This is a genomic window from Planktothricoides raciborskii GIHE-MW2, assembly GCF_040564635.1.
Classification (GTDB): Bacteria; Cyanobacteriota; Cyanobacteriia; order Cyanobacteriales; family Laspinemataceae; genus Planktothricoides; species Planktothricoides raciborskii.
This window is the reverse complement of record NZ_CP159837.1, coordinates 6,371,415-6,391,739: the sequence shown is the minus strand read 5'-3', so window position 1 is coordinate 6,391,739 and position 20,325 is coordinate 6,371,415. Positions and strand designations below refer to the sequence as shown.

22 protein-coding genes are annotated in these 20,325 nt (G+C 42.4%); 9 read left to right on the top strand and 13 right to left on the bottom strand.

All coding sequences use genetic code 11. The annotated features are described in order from the left end of the window. Positions 1-3 precede the first annotated feature (3 nt). From ABWT76_RS27285 to ABWT76_RS27260, 6 genes are all read left to right on the top strand, one after another. On the top strand, positions 4-678 hold the full coding sequence (locus tag ABWT76_RS27285) for a cyanoexosortase A system-associated protein (protein WP_054466671.1): 675 nt from the start codon (positions 4-6) through the stop codon (positions 676-678). A 143-nt stretch (positions 679-821) separates the two neighbouring features. After that, positions 822-1,496: an HpsJ family protein gene (locus ABWT76_RS27280; protein WP_054466670.1), complete on the top strand. Its 675-nt coding sequence runs from the start codon at positions 822-824 to the stop codon at positions 1,494-1,496. A gap of 431 nt (positions 1,497-1,927) precedes the next feature. Next, positions 1,928-3,097, top strand: coding sequence for an AAA family ATPase (locus ABWT76_RS27275; protein WP_231636792.1), 1,170 nt, complete (start codon positions 1,928-1,930; stop codon positions 3,095-3,097). 12 nt (positions 3,098-3,109) lie between these two features. Further along, positions 3,110-3,679, top strand: a complete 570-nt coding sequence (locus ABWT76_RS27270) for an RNA 2'-phosphotransferase (RefSeq protein ID WP_354635250.1) — start codon at positions 3,110-3,112, stop codon at positions 3,677-3,679. A gap of 22 nt (positions 3,680-3,701) precedes the next feature. After that, positions 3,702-4,544, top strand: a complete 843-nt coding sequence (locus tag ABWT76_RS27265) for a hypothetical protein (RefSeq protein WP_054466668.1) — start codon at positions 3,702-3,704, stop codon at positions 4,542-4,544. Between the two features lie 68 nt (positions 4,545-4,612). Then, positions 4,613-6,112: a phytoene desaturase gene (locus tag ABWT76_RS27260; RefSeq protein WP_354635249.1), complete on the top strand. Its 1,500-nt coding sequence runs from the start codon at positions 4,613-4,615 to the stop codon at positions 6,110-6,112. 547 nt (positions 6,113-6,659) lie between these two features. Here the strand turns inward: ABWT76_RS27260 and ABWT76_RS27255 are convergent. Next, the gene (locus ABWT76_RS27255) at positions 6,660-7,103 is read right to left on the bottom strand and encodes a hypothetical protein (protein ID WP_354635248.1); all 444 of its coding nucleotides are present in this window, start codon (positions 7,101-7,103) and stop codon (positions 6,660-6,662) included. 299 nt (positions 7,104-7,402) lie between these two features. Further along, on the bottom strand, positions 7,403-7,561 hold the full coding sequence (locus ABWT76_RS27250; RefSeq protein WP_156331764.1) for a hypothetical protein: 159 nt from the start codon (positions 7,559-7,561) through the stop codon (positions 7,403-7,405). Positions 7,562-7,569: 8 nt separating this feature from the next. Between ABWT76_RS27250 and ABWT76_RS27245 the strand changes: the two genes are divergently transcribed. Beyond that, on the top strand, positions 7,570-8,598 hold the full coding sequence (locus ABWT76_RS27245; RefSeq protein WP_054466665.1) for an endonuclease/exonuclease/phosphatase family protein: 1,029 nt from the start codon (positions 7,570-7,572) through the stop codon (positions 8,596-8,598). A gap of 163 nt (positions 8,599-8,761) precedes the next feature. On the opposite strand, the gene ABWT76_RS27240 is transcribed toward ABWT76_RS27245, so the two are convergent. Continuing rightward, entirely contained in the window at positions 8,762-9,514 is a 753-nt protein-coding gene (locus tag ABWT76_RS27240; protein WP_054466664.1) for a DUF928 domain-containing protein, read from the bottom strand. Positions 9,515-10,103: 589 nt separating this feature from the next. Here ABWT76_RS27240 and ABWT76_RS27235 point away from each other — a divergent pair. Beyond that, entirely contained in the window at positions 10,104-11,798 is a 1,695-nt protein-coding gene (locus tag ABWT76_RS27235) for a transglutaminase family protein (protein ID WP_190880521.1), read from the top strand. Positions 11,799-12,054: 256 nt separating this feature from the next. Further along, positions 12,055-12,192: a hypothetical protein gene (locus tag ABWT76_RS27230; protein ID WP_190880523.1), complete on the top strand. Its 138-nt coding sequence runs from the start codon at positions 12,055-12,057 to the stop codon at positions 12,190-12,192. Between the two features lie 94 nt (positions 12,193-12,286). On the opposite strand, the gene ABWT76_RS27225 is transcribed toward ABWT76_RS27230, so the two are convergent. The 10 genes from ABWT76_RS27225 to ABWT76_RS27180 form a co-directional block, all read right to left on the bottom strand. Further along, positions 12,287-12,592 carry a hypothetical protein gene (locus tag ABWT76_RS27225; RefSeq protein ID WP_190883162.1) on the bottom strand — a complete coding sequence of 102 codons (306 nt, stop codon included), beginning with the start codon at positions 12,590-12,592 and terminating at the stop codon, positions 12,287-12,289. After that, the gene (locus ABWT76_RS27220; protein ID WP_190880527.1) at positions 12,552-13,052 is read right to left on the bottom strand and encodes a hypothetical protein; all 501 of its coding nucleotides are present in this window, start codon (positions 13,050-13,052) and stop codon (positions 12,552-12,554) included. The genes ABWT76_RS27225 and ABWT76_RS27220 overlap by 41 nt, the downstream gene beginning before the upstream one ends. Before the next feature lie 22 nt (positions 13,053-13,074). Beyond that, positions 13,075-13,263, bottom strand: a complete 189-nt coding sequence (locus ABWT76_RS27215) for a hypothetical protein (protein ID WP_156331763.1) — start codon at positions 13,261-13,263, stop codon at positions 13,075-13,077. A 139-nt stretch (positions 13,264-13,402) separates the two neighbouring features. After that, entirely contained in the window at positions 13,403-13,558 is a 156-nt protein-coding gene (locus ABWT76_RS27210) for a hypothetical protein (protein ID WP_156331761.1), read from the bottom strand. Between the two features lie 5 nt (positions 13,559-13,563). Further along, on the bottom strand, positions 13,564-13,842 hold the full coding sequence (locus ABWT76_RS27205; RefSeq protein WP_354635247.1) for a hypothetical protein: 279 nt from the start codon (positions 13,840-13,842) through the stop codon (positions 13,564-13,566). A gap of 530 nt (positions 13,843-14,372) precedes the next feature. Further along, on the bottom strand, positions 14,373-14,645 hold the full coding sequence (locus tag ABWT76_RS27200) for a hypothetical protein (protein ID WP_354635246.1): 273 nt from the start codon (positions 14,643-14,645) through the stop codon (positions 14,373-14,375). Between the two features lie 27 nt (positions 14,646-14,672). Continuing rightward, positions 14,673-14,831 (bottom strand): hypothetical protein, encoded by a 159-nt coding sequence (locus ABWT76_RS27195; protein WP_156331759.1) that lies wholly within the window; start codon positions 14,829-14,831, stop codon positions 14,673-14,675. Beyond that, positions 14,806-15,222, bottom strand: coding sequence for a GAF domain-containing protein (locus tag ABWT76_RS27190; protein ID WP_190880533.1), 417 nt, complete (start codon positions 15,220-15,222; stop codon positions 14,806-14,808). Before ABWT76_RS27190 ends, ABWT76_RS27195 begins: the two co-directional genes overlap by 26 nt. Positions 15,223-15,701: 479 nt before the next feature. Continuing rightward, entirely contained in the window at positions 15,702-18,770 is a 3,069-nt protein-coding gene (locus tag ABWT76_RS27185) for an AAA family ATPase (RefSeq protein ID WP_190880535.1), read from the bottom strand. A 208-nt stretch (positions 18,771-18,978) separates the two neighbouring features. Continuing rightward, on the bottom strand, positions 18,979-20,169 hold the full coding sequence (locus ABWT76_RS27180) for an exonuclease SbcCD subunit D (protein WP_054466659.1): 1,191 nt from the start codon (positions 20,167-20,169) through the stop codon (positions 18,979-18,981). Positions 20,170-20,325: the final 156 nt, after the last annotated feature.

Below are 20,325 nucleotides of genomic sequence, written 5' to 3'. Positions count from 1 at the left end.
TCAATGATTGCTGATTCCTGGAAAACTGCTAGAATCGCCCTGTTAGGGACAACGTTTGCCGGTGTTCTGTTGGTATTGGTAAAATCGATTTTCTATCCAGCAAGTAGCGATCGCTCCCTATCTGCTTTTGACTTTCCTCAAACCGTACCTTTATCCGGGTGGCAGCAGATTAAAGCCACACCCTTGCCCGTGACCGAAGATGCTTTGTTTGTCTCTGGCACTCATTATCAATATTTGCAAGACGACCGTTCCCTGGACATCAAAATGTACTATGTGGTGCTGGATAACGCCTCCGGTCTCCAGGGTGTCATTGAACAGTATGGTTATGAAAACTGGGTACAGAATAAAGTAGAAATGCGGCAAGATAAAAACATCGGTTTTTATGGTCTTTGGCAGAAGGAAAATCGCGTTAACCTTGCTGCCTGCATTAACCCTATCCCTGGAACTACATTGACTACAGACCAGTTTGGCCAAAAGTACAACAGTCAAGCTTTTCAGTTGGGTCGAATTATTCCTTGGCTGCTGGGAAGAGCGCCTTTGAGAGACAGTCGTTGTCTCTGGACAACGTTATCTATACCCATCGAAACCGGGAAATCACCAAAAGAACTTTACCCTGTGTTAGAAGAGGTTTGGTTTTCTTGGTATGAATGGTGGCAGCCACGATTTCCACAGCGATAATTCACTAATCATAATTCACTCAAAGCTATCAAAGCTATCAAAGCTATCAAAGCTATCAAAGCTATCAAAGCTATCAAAGCTATCAAAGAATTAGATAGCTAGATAAATAAAATATCAAGTATAAAAGGGAGGGTGCTAATTTTATGAGTGGCTCGCAAGAACAAGGACTTTCCATCTATAGACTACGCTTGGTAGGGTACGGTTTATTGCTGTTTGCACTGGCTGACAATCTTCTAGTTTTTTATCCACCTCAGTTGACTAACGCGGCCTGGGAATTGCAGGCAATGGGCGCAGTTGTGGAACGGTTGCCGGTGCCATTGTTAGGACTGGTGATGGTTTTTTTTGGGGAAGATTATGAGCGCAATCGCTTAGAAGATATTTTCTTAAAAATTGTATCTTGGTTTTCTTTATTGTTGGCGATCGCCTTTTTATTGCTCTTGCCTCTAGGGATTAATAATACCCTGCGGATCAATGCCGAAAATAATCAAAATATTCAAGCGCAAGCCCAACAAAGGCAGGCTGAACTCGAAGCCGTGGAAACTCAAGTCAATCAAAGCAGCACTGAACAACTGCAAGACCTGGCTGTGGAACTTAACCGCATAGGGTTGCCGGTAGATACGACCAAAACTCAGGAGCTTAAATCAGATATTCTCTCACGAGTTGCTACCGCGAAAGAACAGTTACCCGCTCAAACTCAAGCCACTCGAAGCAGTCAGCGTCAGGTTTTGCTCAAAAATTCATTTAAATGGAATCTGGGTGCTTTGATTGGGAGTATTTTATTTTTCTATATTTGGCGAGGCACCTATTGGGCTAGATGATGATTCTCCCCTGAGAATGGTCGCGATCGCCCATTGACCACAGGGGCGGAATGCGAAACACGATCAACATGACTGATTTGTCACCGTCATCTCATGCCAGAGGTGGCGGTTTCTGTTGATTTGGCCAATATTTCTGTGTTAAGTGGGCAAATTCTGTATTTTTTGTGTTATTATTTTCGTAATACAATGTATTATTTAATAATACATTTCGTTGAGAGGTGCTAACATATTCAATTATTGATTGAAAGATTGACTCAAAATGCTGTTCAACGGTCTAATCGATATTCTATTCTTTAAATGTCCATAAACCAGCTTTAGAGCATCTGATTCACTCACAGCATTCATCATCGCATTCATCATCGCATTCATTATCATAGACCTACTTGAAACCTATGGGCATGAGATATTTTCGAGATTATAACGACAGCCCTATGTATAGAAAAAATCAAGAACAAGACCTGTTAAGAAATGGTTGGCGACCCTTATATCGTGACCTGGATCCGCAATTTTTATTAGAACTGGTGTCTAATGATCCGTGGAAAATAACTCAAAAAAGTTTAGATTTGCTCAGTCGAATCGCCGATAATTTAGGCAGAAATAACTATGCTTGGTGGGCGAATATTTTGAATTTGTTTTCCGAAGATTTACGCTATAATATCGATGATTTTTGGGACTATATTACCCCAGAACCGCCCCTGCCTAATCAGGATTATCTAGAAACCCTGAGTACAGAAACTCCGGTATTCCAGTTGGTCAACCGGGATACTATTCCCATTGATTATGTTCTCCGCAGGCTACAAGAAATTACCGTTTTCGCAATTTTAGATTTAATCGGTCGCCCGGATATGATTCTCCAATGTTACGATGAGCGACATTTTTATTATCCTGTGGATCGCTTTGACAAATGGGAAAAATTAGATGCGATCGGCACCATTTTCGCTTATTGGTCAAAACCAGATATATGGCTGCAAATTAACAGTGGGGGCAGTACCATTAAACGATATACTCTCATGGCCAAAAAATTAGGTTATTTGGTCAGCCAAGCTACCAAAAATTTAGCGGTGATGCTGAGTGGTTATCAAACTCGCGTGGGGAAAATTCATAGCCAATATCCCCTGAGTTCTTTTCCTAGCAATATTCAAAGCTTTACCCATGAGGTGAAAGAAGCTATTCTCAACCAAGAACAATTAGCGGTTTTGGTCCAAGGAAAGCCCGGTACAGGAAAAACTGCCTGGACACAAGCGATCGCTCACGAAATTTTATCCCCCTTGGGTTATGTGATATTTATTCTTGACCATGATGCGGTAGAAAACTTTATCCCACCGAGTTATTTAGAGCGGATTTGCTTAATTATTAATGAAGCGGATAACTTAGCCCAAGATCGAGCCAGAGAAGCGGCTCAATGGACAAGCAAAACTGAGCATATTCTCAGTTTACTTGATGGTACTTTATACAAAAGTGTGATTTCAGAATCGGGGATTCAAGACCAACAGCGATTGGTGGTTTTAATGACCTGTAATACTACCGAAAGACTCGATCCGGCTTTTTTACGCAAAGGTCGAGTTGATTTAATCTCTGAATTTACTTATCAGTTTGTTTGAGGCACGGTTAAAATGATGCATCAATCGCGATTGGTAAAAATTAGTAAATATCTGAGCTATCATTTACGTCACCAGCCAGAAAAACTGGGTTTAACTCTGGATGTTGGCGGTTGGGTTCCGGTAGAAATGCTGTTAGCTGCCGCTGCAAAAGATGGCTTTCCCATTTCGGCGGATGAGTTGCAAGCAGTGGTGGCTAAAAATGATAAAAAACGTTTTTCTTTTGATGAAACTAAAGGTAAAATTAGGGCAAATCAAGGCCATAGTGTTGCGGTTGACCTCCAGTTAGCAGCAGTCAAGCCTCCAGAGAAGCTGTATCACGGTACGGCAGCAAGTGCGGTGGATTCAATTCTGAAGCAAGGATTGCAGAAAATGAGCCGTCATCATGTGCATTTGTCCGCTGAAATAGCGATCGCCAAAAAGGTAGGAGAACGCCACGGTCGTCCGGTGGTCTTTATGGTAGATGCTGCCGCTATGGATGCCCAAGGTTATCCGTTTTATCGGAGTGATAATGGCGTTTGGTTGGTGGACAAAGTGCCGCCAGAATTTTTGCAGCTTTTACAGCAATTACAGCAAATTACCTGAAATTTCTGGCAAAAGATAATTTATGGCAGATATTAGAAATTTAATCAAGCAAATTGCCGCCGAATTAGCCCAACTTTGCGAAACCCAATTTGTTGCTCCGTCGGTCAGGGGGGGAAAAGTTAGAACTCGTGTGGCGGGGTTGATTTATACTTTTACTCCGAAATCGAAAAAGTTTGAAGGTTGGGGAATTTTTCAACCGATAAATGAGAAAACTGCCCGGTTGGTGGCGGAGGCAGATTTACCAGAGATTACGGAATATTTAGCCCAATTTCCTTTAGTGCGTTTGTGGTTAGTCGATCGCATTCAAGGGAAAAGTTGGTTAGCTTATCCGGTGAATGAGTCGGATTTGCGGCAGCGCATGGGATTAATTCAGTCCGTGGTTCAGCCCGTGGTGGTGCATTTGGTGAGTGAGGCTGGATCCTTTGACCCGATTATGGCTCGATTTGATGGGGCTTCTTGGTGGTTTGAAGCGATCGATCGACGGGCAGATCCGATCGCGACCCAGGAGTTGTGCCTGCAATTTCAGCAGATGACGCCACCGGAAAAACTGCGATTTAAAGGGATGACTCCAGAAATGCGAATCGCTTATGAGTTGCGGGCAAACCAGAGTGGCAATTTTCATCAGAAAAATGATGAAGGGCGTTTACAGCAGGCTTTGAAAATGGGGGGCGGTGAGTTACAAAAGTTTGAAGATCGCGGGGATGATTATTGGTTGGTGGAATGGACTACGACTACGGGGGAGTGTCATACTTCGGCGATCGCTAAAGAGGATTTGACGGTAATTAGTGCGGGAATTTGTTTGAGTGGGGGCGATCGCCTGTTTGATTTACAGTCTTTAGTCGGAGTAGTGGAACAACGGGATTAAGATCAGAATGCATGCAACTTGTTTGATGCATTATGGCAATCTGGGTGAAATAGGTGAAATAAAATCAGATGAAAATTGTAGTAATCGGCAGTGGCTTTGGCGGTTTATCGGCAGCAATTAGATTGCAAGCCCAAGGACATCAGGTGCAGATTTTGGACAAGCGCGATCGCCCAGGAGGTCGGGCTTATGTTTATGAACAAGATGGCTTTATTTTTGATGGCGGGCCGACGATTATTACGGCGCCCCAGTTGATTGATGAGTTATTTCAACTGCATGGCAAAAAAACCAGTGATTATGTCCAGTTAGTTCCCCTTGACCCTTTTTATACCGTGAGATTTGCCGATGGTTCCGCTTTTTATTATAACAGCGATCGCGATGCTTTAATTGAGCAAATTCGGCAATTTAATCCCGCAGATGTGGCAGGATATGAGCAATTTGCTCAAGCTACGGAGCAAATTTATCAAAAAGGATTTCCCTTGATGACCAAAGCCTTTAGCCGGTTTACGGATATGTTGCCAGTGGCGCCGGATATGTTGCAGTTGCAATCCTATAAATCTGTCACTTCCTTTGTGAATCAATATATTAAGGATGAAAGATTGCGGCAAGTTTTTAGTTTTCATCCCCTATTGATTGGGGGAAATCCTTTTACCAGTTCGGCGATTTATGCGATGATTCACCAATTAGAACAACATCAAGGAATTTGGTATGCAATGGGCGGCACTGGGGCGCTGGTTCAAGCCTTGGTACGGTTGTTTACAGAAATGGGCGGGGAAATTTTCCTCAATACTGAGGTTGAGCAAATTTCTATGAATGAAAATACCCGCAAAGCCGATGGGGTAAAGCTGAAAAATGGGGAATTTATTGCCGCTGATGTGATTGTCAGTAATGGGGATGTCGCCCATACTTATTTGAATTTGGTACCGGAAAAGTTTCGCCGAAAATACCGCGATCGCCGCATCAAAAAGATGAATTATTCTATGTCGTTGTTTGTCCTCTACTTCGGCACCAATCGCCGTTATGAGCAAATGGGACACCATGAAATTATCATGGCCCCACGGTATCGGGAGTTAATGCAGGATATTTTTGACCGCAAGCAGTTAGCGGCGGATTTTTCCTTATATTTACATCGTCCCACTGCCACGGATCCGGCGATCGCCCCTGAAGGTTGTGACGCTTGGTATGTCCTCTCTCCCGTGCCCAATTTAGCGGGGCTGACGGATTGGCGAACTCAGGCGAAATCTTACCGAGATCAAATTATCCACTATTTAGAACAGCGCTACTTGCCAAATTTATCTCAACATATTTTGACGGAACGTTACATCGATCCCCTGCATTTCCGGGATACCCTCAATAGTTACTTGGGCAGTGCTTTTTCCGTGCAACCAACTTTGATGCAATCCGCTTGGTTTCGACCCCACAATCATAGCGAAGATGTGGAAAATCTTTACTTGGTGGGGGCTGGAACTCATCCAGGGGCAGGAATTCCCGGAACGATCTGTTCTGGCAAAATCGTCGCCGAAGCGATCGCCTCTCGGTCATCCTCACCCCCCTCAAACCCCTTTAATTAATCCCTTTAATTAATAATTTTCCCTTCTCCCCCCGGCTTTGACGTCGTTTCCCGTCGGTTTGGGATGTGACCCCCGATCCGTAAATCCTCGGAGAATAGCCGATTTTTCGGTAAGCAAAAAGTAGATCGACTATTGTTGACAAAATAGAAAAACTGGAGTTATAATCTATTCATGTAAAAAGTTTGTGGCGGTTTTATAGCATCCACAAATTATCTCCCCCTTATGGGCGATCGCACTTCTCAAATTTCTTTTCAAGACATAGTTGAGGCGATCGCCTTTTTATTTTGATTATTTTTATCCACAAACTGAATTTCTCCGGGTCTAATCATCATCGATTCACCCCGATCTAATCCGATATACCCTGGGCGTTGGTAATTTCATCACCTTTAACCCAGGAAAACGTGAAAGAACATGATATTTAAGACAAGCGGTGGGCTGGTTTAACTATCATGCTGTGTTTTACCATAAAAACTAAAAAGCTGTCAAAATTTTTGTAGATCATCCCTGATGTTCTGAAAAAATTGGTTTTTAAGTGACCAATTATTGATTAATAAGTCGGTTCAGAAAAAATCAAATCACCGTTCTTATAAACATCCAAAGATGGCCCAACCATGTAAGTGTATTCATTCCCGGAATCATCGGTGGTATACGCTATGTAGTATCCACTATCTGTGGATTGGACTCCGTAGACGTTGACCGAACTTCCGTTGCCTTTGTGTTGGCCATAATAAAACCGCTCCCCATTGCGATCCTCACAAATTGAGGCATAGTAGGTATCGGTTTCATAAGCCTCGATGACCTTCGCTCTTGGGCACCCCCCTTGAGAGATCAGAAATTGCTCAGAATTTGTCACACTAGAATGCTCTACAGGGTTGATATTGTTGACTTCAGAAGTGACGGCTAAGGCAGGCAAAACCGGCATCAATAAGCCTAATCCAGCGCTAATTAAAGCCGAACAACTCAAGGGTGCAAGCAAAGATTGTGTTCTCATATACGGTCTTTTGATTGATACTGATTATTTACGCATCAAAGATTAACTTATGCTGGGTATTTATCACCAAAATCGCATATGCAGATATTTAATGTAAATCTAGAGCCTGCTTAAGTTATGATACTCTTCCTTTATAACTAATATTGAACAGAAGTGTCAAGGATTTTATTGATTTATTTTTTTATTTATTAGCTGATATTTTTTTCTCGATTATCCAGTGATATTTGTTATTTCTTCTTGAGAATCTTCCCTTAATTATTAAGTTTTATTTATTATTGATTGTTTAATCAATCATCGATTTAAGGCGATCGCGTGAATGTAGGTAGTGCTTTCGGGGCTTTCGGGGCTTTCGGTCGGAGAAAAGTCGCCGGATCCGACCGGGGGCCACTCTGCCTATTCCGATGAGGCGATCGCCAGTTATAGTAAAAAGGATTAATTTTGCGATCTGCGAGAAACATCTTTGCTTATGACGGTTTTCCAAGGGCGATCGAATTCGGCGCTAAACCAATGGATTTTCTATGCTTTTGTGGCACTCATCCTGATGACGATGTGCTTATCCTTAGCGGGATACTTGGGCTTATACCATCAATATTTGGATGTTACCAACTCTTTTAAAGCCCAATACTTAGCGATCGGAATTTCTGCTTTAGTTTACTTTTTCTTAACTCAGCGGCAACAATGGGTCGTGGTGAGTTTAGTGAGTATTTTTATCAATGGTATGGAAATTTTGCCTTGGTATATTCCCCAAGGAATTGCTGCCAGTAATCCCCCGCAAACTCTGCGAGTTTTGGCGTTTAATGTATTAGCTAGTAACTCTGAATACGATCAGGTAATTTCTTGGGTGAAAACCGAAAAACCTGATATTGCCATTTTTATGGAGGCGAGTAATCAATGGATCCAAGAACTGAAAAAATTAGATGATACTTTTAACTATCATGTGAGTGCAGAAAAGATTGATATCCAAATTTATAGCACTCTGCCCCTAGAAAATCCTAAGCTAAACATTCATGGTAAAAATCGTGGCTATGTGATTACTGATATTAATCAAGGGGCTGATTTTTCCCTGATTGCCAGTCATGCTTATCCGCCATTTGTATTTGGTCAGGATGGATTTAATTGGCGCAATGAACAGTTAAAAGAAATGGCTGAAACTGTTGCGGCACTAAAAAAACCTGTGGTGGTGGCGGGAGATTTAAACGTGACGATGTGGTCGCCATATTACGAAAATACCTTAAAAAATTCCCGGTTAATAAATACTCGTCAAGGTTTCGGCATCTTGCCCACTTATCAAGCAAAAAATTTCTTCAAAGCTATTCCCGTTGACCATTGCTTAGTTAGTGAGGAAATTCAAGTGGCGGATCTGCGCCTTGGGCCTAGTTTAGGTTCAGATCATGTGCCGATTATTGCCGATTTAGTGATGCCTAATTTGGTGAAAAATCAGCAATTCTTTAACCCAGAGGTTCAGCCAGAGTTGAAGCCAGCGATTAAATTGTAAGCAAGCAGAAGACCAAAAAAACCAGGTTTATTCAAGCAACTCAAAAAACCCGGTTTTTTAAAAAAAACCGGGTTTCTACCCCCACCCCAGAGGACCCAAAAAACCAGGTTTCTACAGAAAACGCCTGTTTCTAGCGATCGCTTTTAGGCTTCAATTTACTTGTTTAATTTAACGGTTCAGTTGCCAAGTCATTTAGACCGACCTCATTTAGTAAATTTTCCCATCTATTTTCAAAGGTGGGATTGTTAGGTTCTGACTGACGCAGATCCGCTAAACTGGCCATTAAATCATACCAGAGGAGTTCTTTGGTGTATTCTGCTGGGCGATCGCCTGGAGGGGCGGATTGAATTTGTCTTTGAACCAATTGACTATCTTCGATCCGGTTAATCCAGCCACCCACCACAGAACTTGCCGCTAAGTCGGTTTCACTACAAATTAAGCTAAATGACCAAAGGTAACTTTTACCTTCTTGCAAAGGATTGACATAAGTGGGAATATCAATGCGGTAAATGCCATCTTGTCCGTTACCCAAGAACTCTTGCTTGTAAAGCAAATTTTCGTTTTCATCCCGAAGTTCAAACTCCATTTTGGTTTTTTCGGGAGTTGAAGGCACATATAAGAAAATACTGGGATATGGTGAGACAGTTCGACCGATTTCGGATTCAGGAATGATGGCGGTCAAAGGTTTTCGCCCGCTTGGGCAACTGCCTCTGGTTGCCCCACCGACTCTTCGACCGGGTGCATTTCCCGTGTTCTCTGTCTCAAAGGCATTCCAATCACTGCCTAATCCTTGACTGATTTCCCTGGACTGGATAGGGCTTTGGGCTTGGGTTCGGGCGATCGGGGTACTAAAGAGTCCCAGAAAGAGAAGCAGAGAAATTGACAATATATTTAGAGGATGCTTTTTCCCAGACATAATAAACCTGCTTGCTTGAAATTACCTACCGGGGATTTTACCCGGACAAATGATTAATTTACCAAATGTCTCAAAAGCACGATATTTATGATATTTTCTCATTTGGTAGATGGATTGTTCGGTAGATGCACGTCATTTAATCCGGGCCAGATTTAGGGGATGTGAAACGTTTACTAAATACCAGAGACTTTTAAAACCGATTGGTTCCCTAGATCACAGCCGGGTAATTGCATTGATCTCCGGTGGGTAAAGAAACGCTCTCTCTGAACAGATAGAATTCAGTACCCGTTGGTAGAGTACCCTGGTAGAGTAAAAGTTATCCTCTGGGGAAACGAGGCGATCGCCTTTATGCTGCTTCCTTGATGCTGTATTGTGCGTTTGGATCCTTGCGTTTAGAGCAGTTTAACCAGGAGCGAGCCTAGCAACCCAACAGAAAAACTTTTATTCTATGATAACTGCTAATTTCCGTTCCGCCTAGTGGCCAGGGTTAAAAATTTAAGCATAATTTAATCTTGGCTAGAGTCAGGAAAGGAAAAGGCAAGGGTATGATTCAGGCACCCGGTTTAATTTTAGCAATCTCACATTCCGTATGACTCTAGAAAAACTCATTGTTTCCGCTGAAACAAATCAATGGTTAAGAACAGTTAGACCTCATGGGGTCTATAAACTTCACGGCATGGCATTTATTGGCGATCGCTTAATAACTATTGACTCAATTCGAGGGTATTTACTTGAAATAGACTGCACTAATGATAATACTAAGGTTCTCAATCCTGAACAAGCTGAGGAATTTATTGATAGTACCGGGTTAGGGATTTGGGACAAGAGCTTATGGTTAACTCGTGATAACAGTGTGTATTTTTGTGAGAATGTCACCGATACCCTGGGAAGTAAACGGTTAAATCCTCAACATTTTGTCACCTTAGCGTATCCCGCCAATAGTGTGGCGGTTTGGCAATCGACGGTATATGTTAGCTGTCAAAGAACCGGCTTAATTTTCGTTTTTAATCGCTATAATGGTCAACAAATTACTCAGTTTTATGCTCCGGGCATTGGAGTGGAAAATATAACGGTTCGGGAAGAAGAATTATGGGTTTGTGATAGTACCGAACAAACGGTTTATTGCATGGATCGCGCCACAGGTGAGATTAAATTTAGCGTGTTAACTCCCTTTGCAAATCCGACGGGTTTGGCGTTTCACCGAGATCCCACCACCGGCAAAGATATTTTATATGTGGTTTATTCTAATGAGGAACCTTATATTAGAGATGACCCGAATTCCAGCGATCCTTATCAGTTAACTTTCCGCGATCGCGTGTTAATTCATCCCCTAGATTTTTATTATAACCCAGACCAGGGTTTTGCCTTGTCTAATGGCTATTTAGTGGAAATGTCTTATGTGGAAGAGTTGGCTTGTCTTGATGAGGTTCATTTAGAAAATTTAGAATGGCGCATTGCTTTGCCAGCGGAAACCGATCGCCAGCATCTTAGGTCGGTGGAAGCGATCGGAATGCCTTTTACGGAAGAAATTGAAGAAGGACAACGCATTGCTCTGTTTAAATTCGATCACTTAAAAGGTCATCAATCGGGAATTTTTGGCTGGAAAGCTTTGATCGAAGTGCGGGGGATTAAGTATCAATTAAAACCACTAGATGTGGAAAATTTACCCCCACTGCCCCCAGAGTTTCAAGAGCGTTATTTAGTGGATAACGATCATCTGGCAATGGATACGGAAATTGTCCGCCAAGCTGCCCAAGAAGCGATCGGCACTGAAACTAATTTGCTGCGGAAAATTCTCAGCATTCGGGATTATGTCTATGACAAACTCTCTTACGGAATTCAACCGAAAATCGATCCCCCGGATCAAGTTTTGCAACGAGGGGTTGGGTCTTGTGGCGAATATGTTGGCGTCCTTTTAGCCTTGTTGCGTCTCAATGGGATTGCTTGTCGAACTGTGGGTCGCTATAAATGTCCGCCCCATCCTGACCGGCAAAATATTCCCCTGCACCCTGACTACAATCATGTCTGGTTGGAATTTTATATTCCCGGTGTCGGTTGGGTGCCAATGGAATCCAACCCCGATGATTTGATCGAACGTGGCACTTATCCCCTGCGATTTTTTATGGGTTTGGCTTGGTATCATGTGGAATTGGGCAAAGGCATCCGCTTTGAAAGTCTCAATCTGGATGGGGTGCGCGTCCATAAGCGGCAAATCCCCATTGGTGAATTGGCCTTGAATCATATTCAATTCAAAATTTTGGGCGAATTGCCCGCAATGCCCTAGAGGGTTTTTTTCAGAGGAGCCGCCATCGAGCGGGGGAGCGGGGGAGCCGCCATCGAGCAGGGGAAGAGGTGCAGGGGAGCCGCCATCGAGCGGGGGAACAGGGGAGAATTTTTTCCCTCATCTCCTCTGCCCCTCATCCCCTCATCCGACGGCGGGCTCCTCATCTCCTCTGCCCCTCTTGCCTCTTGCCTGTTGCCTGGATTTACAATGGAAAATCGACAATTATGATTCAACATTATGATCCAATGGAGGAGTAGTGGAAACTTCGACCTTGACTATACTGGCTTCGGTCGCTTTTCTGTTGCTAATTACAATTAGCGGTGGCGTAATCTATTTAACCCTAGCGGAGTGGCGCGATCGCCGTCGTCAAGACCAAGAAAAGCGATCGCGCTAATCGCCATTCTCTATTTTCAGAAACCGGGTTTCTGCTGCGGGTATCCCAGTTATCGGTGGTCAGCAAAACAGAAACCCGGTTTCTTTTGGCGAAATCAAAAAAATTGCTCTGGAAAAATACCCTGGAAAAAAATCACGTTAAAATCGTCTTGCATTAAACTGGAAAGTAACTCAGATAATTCCATTTGACTGGAAAGGGCTTGGGAAGCTTTGATCGCCGATGCCAAATCTAAAATTCCTGAGAAACTACTGGAATGAGAAGTGTGAGTAATAGCAGGCAAGTGAGCAATAGTTGCGGATAAATTAATCGGGTTTTTTCTCGGTTGAGAATCGGCGCCAGCATTTGGGGATAACGAGTTTCTAAATCGGCGATTTTCGCCTGTGTTCCCCAACGAGCGCATAGTAAGCTTCTTGGAGATAGCCAGTCGCCACTTTTTCTTTTCCCCAGTCTAAATAAAATTTGGCGGCCAGTTCATTGGCTAATGCTTCTTCTTGGAGATACTGATTTTTTTGCGCCCCGGCGATCGCGCGATCGTAGATTTCAATGGCTTCTGCTTTATTCCCCAATACGCGATCGCGTTCCGCTGCCACTAAATCAAACTTATGGCGATAATTCATCGGCGCATTCTGGGCAAACAGTTGCATTTTTGTTTGATTATTCGTCACTTTTGTCAAAATTTGTTCCTGTTCTGCCGCTGTTTTTTGGGGATAAACAGCCAAGTTGACCAGAGAATCGTAGAAATAAAACAGTGGCACAATCACTAACCCAGTAGCGGTGGCTAAATATTGTTGAGTATTGCCTAAATGGGTTAAAGCCTGGGAAAAATCTTGAAATAGATAATTCAGGATGACTTTATTCATCTCATAATAATACCATTTATAATTAAAGATGCAACATTAAATTAACCTCAAAATCGTAGCAATAAGTTTGGAAATTGGTATAAAAAATTACCAAAAATCTGTGAGATTCGTCATGCAGTGGCACCGTCTCTGATTCGTTGTAATGGCTGCCAATTAGGTTACAGGGATAGGGCGATCGCACCATCAAATTGCTGACCACTTGTAGCAGCAACCGTTGATAACTTAACGTTTGTTTTTGATTAATTTGCTCAATAGCCGCTGCATAATAAGTTCTTCCTGTAAAATATCCAGCGGCATCCCACTAAAATAAGCATAGTAAGAATAAACTTGAACCGCTAAACCTGCAAATTCTAAATCTCCCATTTATAAGCCACTTTGATATCCCCGAAGAAACAGTAGCTTTCGCGAATCGGCTTTTGCCAATGTTCAATCAAACAAGCCACATTCACCAATACCTTGGCTTGAATTTCTTGGCTATCTCCTTGATGCAATAACTGTAAAGCCACCTGCCCTAACTGATAACCGGCATCTTTTCCAGTAGTCCACCAAGAATCAAACCATAATTTGCATAAGCTAATGGGGCTAAAGGACTATTGCCATAGGTCAAAAATAAACCAATGGGTCTGGCTAAAATAAATAAAATTTTATCGCAATTTGTTTCATAGGCGAGTGACGCAATATTTAGCAAAATCCGCCTTGCCGCTTTTGACGACAAATCGGTCATTTCTGGCAAATTGACTAAATTTTCAATCCCGTAATTGCTTAAACTTAAAGTCGTCCTTTGTAACAACTCTTGATTATCCGGTTGAGTCGGCTGTTCAGGAAAAGTAATTCCTAGTTTTTATAAAAAAAGACAATCCCAAATTGACCGCGTTTAAGGGATGGCTTTGGAAAATATATTCTAAATATTTGGCTTCATATAATTTTACTTGATCTAGTAAATTTTTAGCGTGAGGCATCACGGCATCAACATAGTTAGCCATTCCCAATAAATCGCCAACTAAACAAGTAGCTTCAGCCGCCGATTCATATAAGGCTAAAGTCAGTAATCGGTTTCCTAACTATCTGCTGCCAGAATCATTGCCTGGGGAATGCCAGATTTTCCCGCAGTTTGTCTCGGTAAATATAGGGCTGAGATAGTACATGACAGCCATTAATTAAAATATTCATAAATAACTGATTAATCGCCGAAGCATAACAGGTGAATTTTGGCAGTTTAGCAGATTTTTTACCTAGCTGAATTTTCGGCTAATTTTTGATTTACTTTCCAAGAATATTTTAACATAATTAAGGTATTTTTTCAGCCCATAGCCACGGGCTTCATTTCCGCTTCATACAAGATAAATTTCTCAGAAATTGGACAGGCCGTTGCGCCACAATTTTCATGTAATTGAGGACTTTTTTTAAATATTTTTGGAAAAAAATTATATTTATCGCCTCTATGTTATATTGAATTTTTGGAGCAGATTGGGGATATTTACCTTGATACAATTTCAGCAGATTAATTAAATCTTCCACATATTCCCCGGTGCGATCTATATTGCCGTAAATAAAAATGACCGGGTTATTAATTTCATGGGCAATCCCGGCCACAATCTGACCCTAGACATTTTTGCTGTTTTAGCCGGAGATTTTTTTCATTTCTTGGGTGCGTTCTTGGACTTGTTGCTCTAAGGAATTATAAAGCTTGACATTTTCCAAAGAAATCGCTGCTTGGGCTGTAAATAACTGGAGAATTTCCAGGCGATCGCGGCTAATAAAGTAACCCGACGATTTCACTTAGATTTCGGAATGGCATGCATAAAATACTTTTAGGTTTTTGCTCCATAATATATGGGTCAGCCGCAAAAGTCGGATCGAGGCTGGCATTCTCTAAAATCAAGGTTTCTTCGGTTCTTTGCACATAGCGAATTACCGTCGCGGGGATTTCCTGAGTTTCCCCTAAAGTAATCCAGTTTAATTGCGGTAGATTTGTCTGCTCCGTGGGCGAATCCAAAACGCTTAAAGTGGCGATCGCCCAATCATTTTCTTGAGGCAAAATAATCGTGCATTTCTGGGCACCGGCATTTTCCTGACAAATTTGCATTAACTTGGCTAACAACTGATTCAGATAAATTTCCCCAGATAATGCTTGAGAGGCTTTGATTGCCGATAACAAATCCAACACCACACTAGAATTGCCGGTACTACTTATAGACTTACTTATAGACAGATTGCTTTGACTGCTCCATAATTAAATTGATTCACAATATCAACAATTTCTGATACTTGTTTTTTAGCTGCTTAGATTTGCTCAATAATTTGATATCCTGGAAATTTGATATCCTGGAAGTGTAATCATAACTCTAATGTTGTAGTAGTTTGAACAATGAAATCCGATCCATGATAGCAATTTTCAACCCAGCCTCGATCCAGCCTCGATCGCATCTGCCCTGTTTGGGTGAAAAGTTGGAGAAATGCAGAGGCAATTGATCGATTACCTCTGCATTTCAGGAGCGATCGCATCGATACTCATCAGTTTTATCGTCGGGAATATCCCCCAGTAACGCCCCACATTACATCGGTTTTATTTGAGAAAATTGCTGTAACGATCTTCGGATAATTTCAGGTAATTTAATTGAATAATTCCTCAGAATATTATATCATATATTATGACATTTCTACCTGAATCCGAGAACCGTTTGGAGATTTAGAAACTCGCACTTGAGTCGGTAATCTTTCCGCTAAATCCCGCACATGAGTAATCACCCCAATCATCCGCGATCGCTGGCGCAAAGTTTCCAGAATTTGAGTCACAGCTTCTAGGGTTTCTCCGTCTAAAGTTCCGAAACCTTCATCTAAGAATAAACTGCCTAAATCTGCCCCCTGGGAAAGACGTTCTGACAAAGCCAAAGCCATCGACAAAGAAGCCGCAAAAGTCTCTCCCCCAGAAAGAGTTCTAACTTTCCGCATTTCCCCACCATTCCAATTATCTTCCACCCAATATTCGCCATTGTCAATAGTTAACTTATATCGAGCATCAGACAATTCTTGTAAAAGCACCGTTGCCCGGGCTAATAGTTCCGCTTCTAAATGTTCTAAAATATAAGCTTGAAACTCATTACTTTTCAGATTTTGGGCTAAAGTATGATAAGTTTTCCCTTGTTCGTTCAGCAATTTTTGCTGGCTTTCTAAAACATTTAATTGCTCAATTTTGCCTTGGGTCACTTGAATCCACGCCGTTAATTCCGTGCGGCGATCATTGGCTTGTTTCAGTTGTTCTTGGGCATGGGTTAGGGATACCTGGCAATTCTTTAAAACTTCCTCATCAGTGGTGCGATCGCCAACTTCTGCCCTTAAATCTTTGAACCGAGTTTCTAACTTGACTTTGGTCTCCCGATACTCTCTAATTTGCTTTTGCCATGCCGCTTGTTCGGTGACAGAAGTTTGCGCGGCCAGAAACTCAGCTTCGCTAAAATTGGCTTTTTTGAGCTTCTCTAACCAGTCAGTATTTAATTGTTGTTCTTGAACGATCGCCCTTTGCTCGATCTCCTTAGCTTGGCGATCTTCGGTTTCCGCAGCGATCGCCGCCCCCTGAATTTTTTGATAAGTCTGTTCCGCTTGCTCAACCTGCATTTGTAACTGCTGCTGTTCCCGATTTAAATTTTGCCGCAGTTGTTCATAAGAAAGTCCCCCGGTAATTTCTTCCAGGGTCGCCCTTAAATGTTGACGCGCTTTTAGCTGGCGATCGACTTCGCTACGAGACCTTTGTTCTTCTTGTTGTGCTTGTTTAAGGGTTTTTGCCTTAAATTCTAAAGCTTGACGAATCTGGTTTAAATTAGCCACAGCCGCTTGATGCTTTTGCTGCACTTGTTTTGACCGTTGATCCGTCACTTGTAATTCTTGATATTCTTGTTGTAACTGCTGCACCGTTTGCTCAAAGTTGCGGGACATCTCTTCAGGATTTTCAGGGATTAAATATGTGCTAATCCCCGCATATTTCGTGGCTAATCGATTTTGCACCACGGACAATTCTTGCTCACAAGCAATCATTTGCTGAGTTTGTTGTTCCAGGGTAGTTTCTGCTTGAGTTAGTTGACGTTCCGCTTGGTGAAATTGTCGTTCATGGGTCTGGAGGCGATCGCGCAAAGGTGACACATCAACCCACTCCACAATTTCCAAATCCGGCAACGGGTGATCGCCATGATAAACTTCCCCACAAACCGGGCAAATTGTCCCAGATACCAGGGATTCACGCAATACTGCCGCTTGGTTCATGCGAGTGGCTTCCGCATTAATGGCTTCCGCTTCCATTAACGCCCCACGAGCCGCTTCCATTTCCTTCTGGGCAAATTGATAATTAAACTGGGCTTCCTTGACCGTAAAGCGGGAAATTTCTAATTGTTCCTGGAGAGCTAGTTGCTGTTTTTCTTGTTTTTTTACCTGCTGCTGAATTAACTGCCATTCCATCAGTAACGGCGCAATTTGTCTCAAGGTTTCTAAGCGATCGCTCATTGGAGGATATTGCTCTAACTCAGCAGTAATTTTTTTCACCTGTTGCGAGGCCGCGATGTTTTGTGCTTGGATCTCTTGCCATTCTTTTTGGGCAACGGAGAGTTCCGTGGTTTTCGTCAAGAGAATTTTCTGAACTCTGACCAGTTCTTGAGCAATTTGTTTTTGTTGTTGTTCGTAAACTTGAACTGTAGCTAACGCTTCGCTTCTGGTTTTAAATTGAGGCAGCATTTCCGCTTCTTCGGCTTTCACCCGATCCAGTCTTTCTTTTTCCTTTTTGAACTGAGCTTGAATTTTTTGTAATTTTTTCCCAGCAGCGATCGCCTGGGCTTCCGCTTGTCTTGCTTGCTGTCGAACCCTTTGCACCAACGTCCAATCCCCTTGTAAGGATGCCGCAGTTTGCGATCGCACTAAACGTTGTTCTAACCGCTCGATTTCACCCGTATTTACATTCAAGTCTGCCAAATCTTGATGCAGTTTCAGCAACCGTTCCAACCGTTCAAATAGCTGCTGTTGTTCATCTAATTTCTTTTGTGCTTGCCAAACCGCCTCATTCAGCCTGGGTAAATCATTTTCTAGGGTAAGTAATTGACTCACTTTTTGTTCAAGTTCCCAGTCTGGAGGAGCGTCTAATTCATTAATTTGCCGTTCAACCGCTTCTAGTTCTTTCTTTAACAACCCGGCCAAATTATTCGCTTCTTTCCGCATCAGTTCAAAAATCTCAAATCCTGCCAATTGCCGGAGAATTTCTCGGCGTTTGGTCGTATTCCCTTTCAGGAATTCATCAAATTGACCTTGGGGCAAAAGAATCACTCGCGTAAATGTATCAAAATCCATCCCTAAGATTTCCTCGATCGCTTGATTCGTCAAACGTTCTTTCGTTTCCAAGGTTTCCCATTTTTTACCTTGGTACTTTTCTAGGAGTACCGAAGTCACCGTAGTTTTACCGCGATCGCGCCACAGTCTAGTCACCCGATATTCACCTTGGGACATCTCAAACCTAAATTGCACTTTCAACAAAGATGAACCTTGACTCACCATTTCTTGAATTTGACTGCCAGTGCGAGCCGTTTTCCCATAAAGTGCATAAGTAATCGCATCCAGTAACGAAGATTTCCCCGCCCCTGTTGGGCCGGTAATCGCAAACAAATCTAGCTGGGAAAAATCTAAATGTTGTTCATCCCGAAAACTGGTAAAACCCGATAAAGATAATTCAATAGGTCGCATAATTTTCTAACTTAGATAACTTGGTGAACACAAGCCGCCGATATTTCATAATTCTTCAGGTACAAATAGCTATGATTTTTTTAATGATTAGCTAGTGATTAGCTAGTGATAAATTTATCAAAAAATTAGCTAATTTTTTTCATTATTTGACTCCACAAAAAAACTTTATAAATACCTAGCTAATCTAATCTCTAATTTACTATTTACTCTAATGACTTGAGGTTTTCGAGATATTTTTTTCTTTCATGGTTTTATACAGCGTCTCAAAAGCTTCAACCACCAGATCCGACGGATTTCGTTCTAGCCTTTCTTGATAAAAATGATAAAACTCTTCAACGGGATCGAACGGATCCGTATCTGAAGTTACCGGGCGCTGAATTCTCGTAAAGCTTTCTGGATAAACCGCTTCAATTTGTAACGTTTGCGGGCAGATTTGTCTCACTTCATCAGCCAATCCCAACCGGGGACTTTCTAACTCTACAATCACCTTTAAAAATCCTGAATAATACTGATGTTCCGCTAAAGTATCTTCAAGATTTTCTCCCTGACAGCGAATTACTTTCAACGGACGTTGACAGATTAAAGGATGGAATTCTACTTCGGCGAGTTTGCCCGGTTCCACTGTCACCAAACAAAAACCTTTTTCCTGTTGGGCTTCCCCAAAATCTAGTTGAATTAACGACCCTGGATAATAAGTAGGAATTGGATTAGGAATTGACTGATAAGCGTGAATATGTCCCAAGGCAATATATTGTGCCGTGGCGGGTAAAATATCCGCAGCTAAGGCATAAGTAGAACGAGTATAATAAGGTGCCTCTGAATAAGCCAATCGCGCTCCATCAATGGTTAAATGTGCCATCAGAATATTCAAAGAATCTTCTCGGAAAAATTGACTTAAATCTTGTAAAAGATAGCTGACAATTTCCCGATAAATTCGCTGATATTCGCCATCATCATTTTTCCACAAAGTCGCCGCATCTAACAGACGACGTTCGGAAGCAAACGGCATCGCGCCAACACAGAGTTTGCCATTGGCTGTATTCAAGATTGTCGCCCCACCCTCGTCTCCCCGGCGCGGTTTGCCCAAGGCGCGAACCCCCGCCAATGATAACAGGTTGGCAATGCTGTCAATCCGATAGGCCGAATCATGGTTGCCCGCGATCGCCACCGCCGGAATATTCGCTTTTTCCAGGCCACAGAAAAACTCATAAGCCACTCGTTCTGCCGCCGCTGTTGGGTTAGGAACATCAAAAATATCTCCCGCAATCAACACTGCATCCACTTCTAAACTTTTTGCATGGTGCAGGAGTTGTTCTAAGGCTGCCGCAATTTCTGGAGTGCGATCTACTCCTTTGAGACGGCGTCCGAGATGCCAGTCAGCGGTATGAATCAAACGCATAAGCCAGTAGGAATAATTTGTTACTCTTTATTTTAAAGGAAAGAGGCTTTTGGGGCGAAAAAAAACATGGGGCGGGGAAAAGATAGGGAACAGAAAAAAACTCAGATCGATTGGCTACCTGGTTCTGGTAGCTACGAGGATTTTAACCCGTGGCGA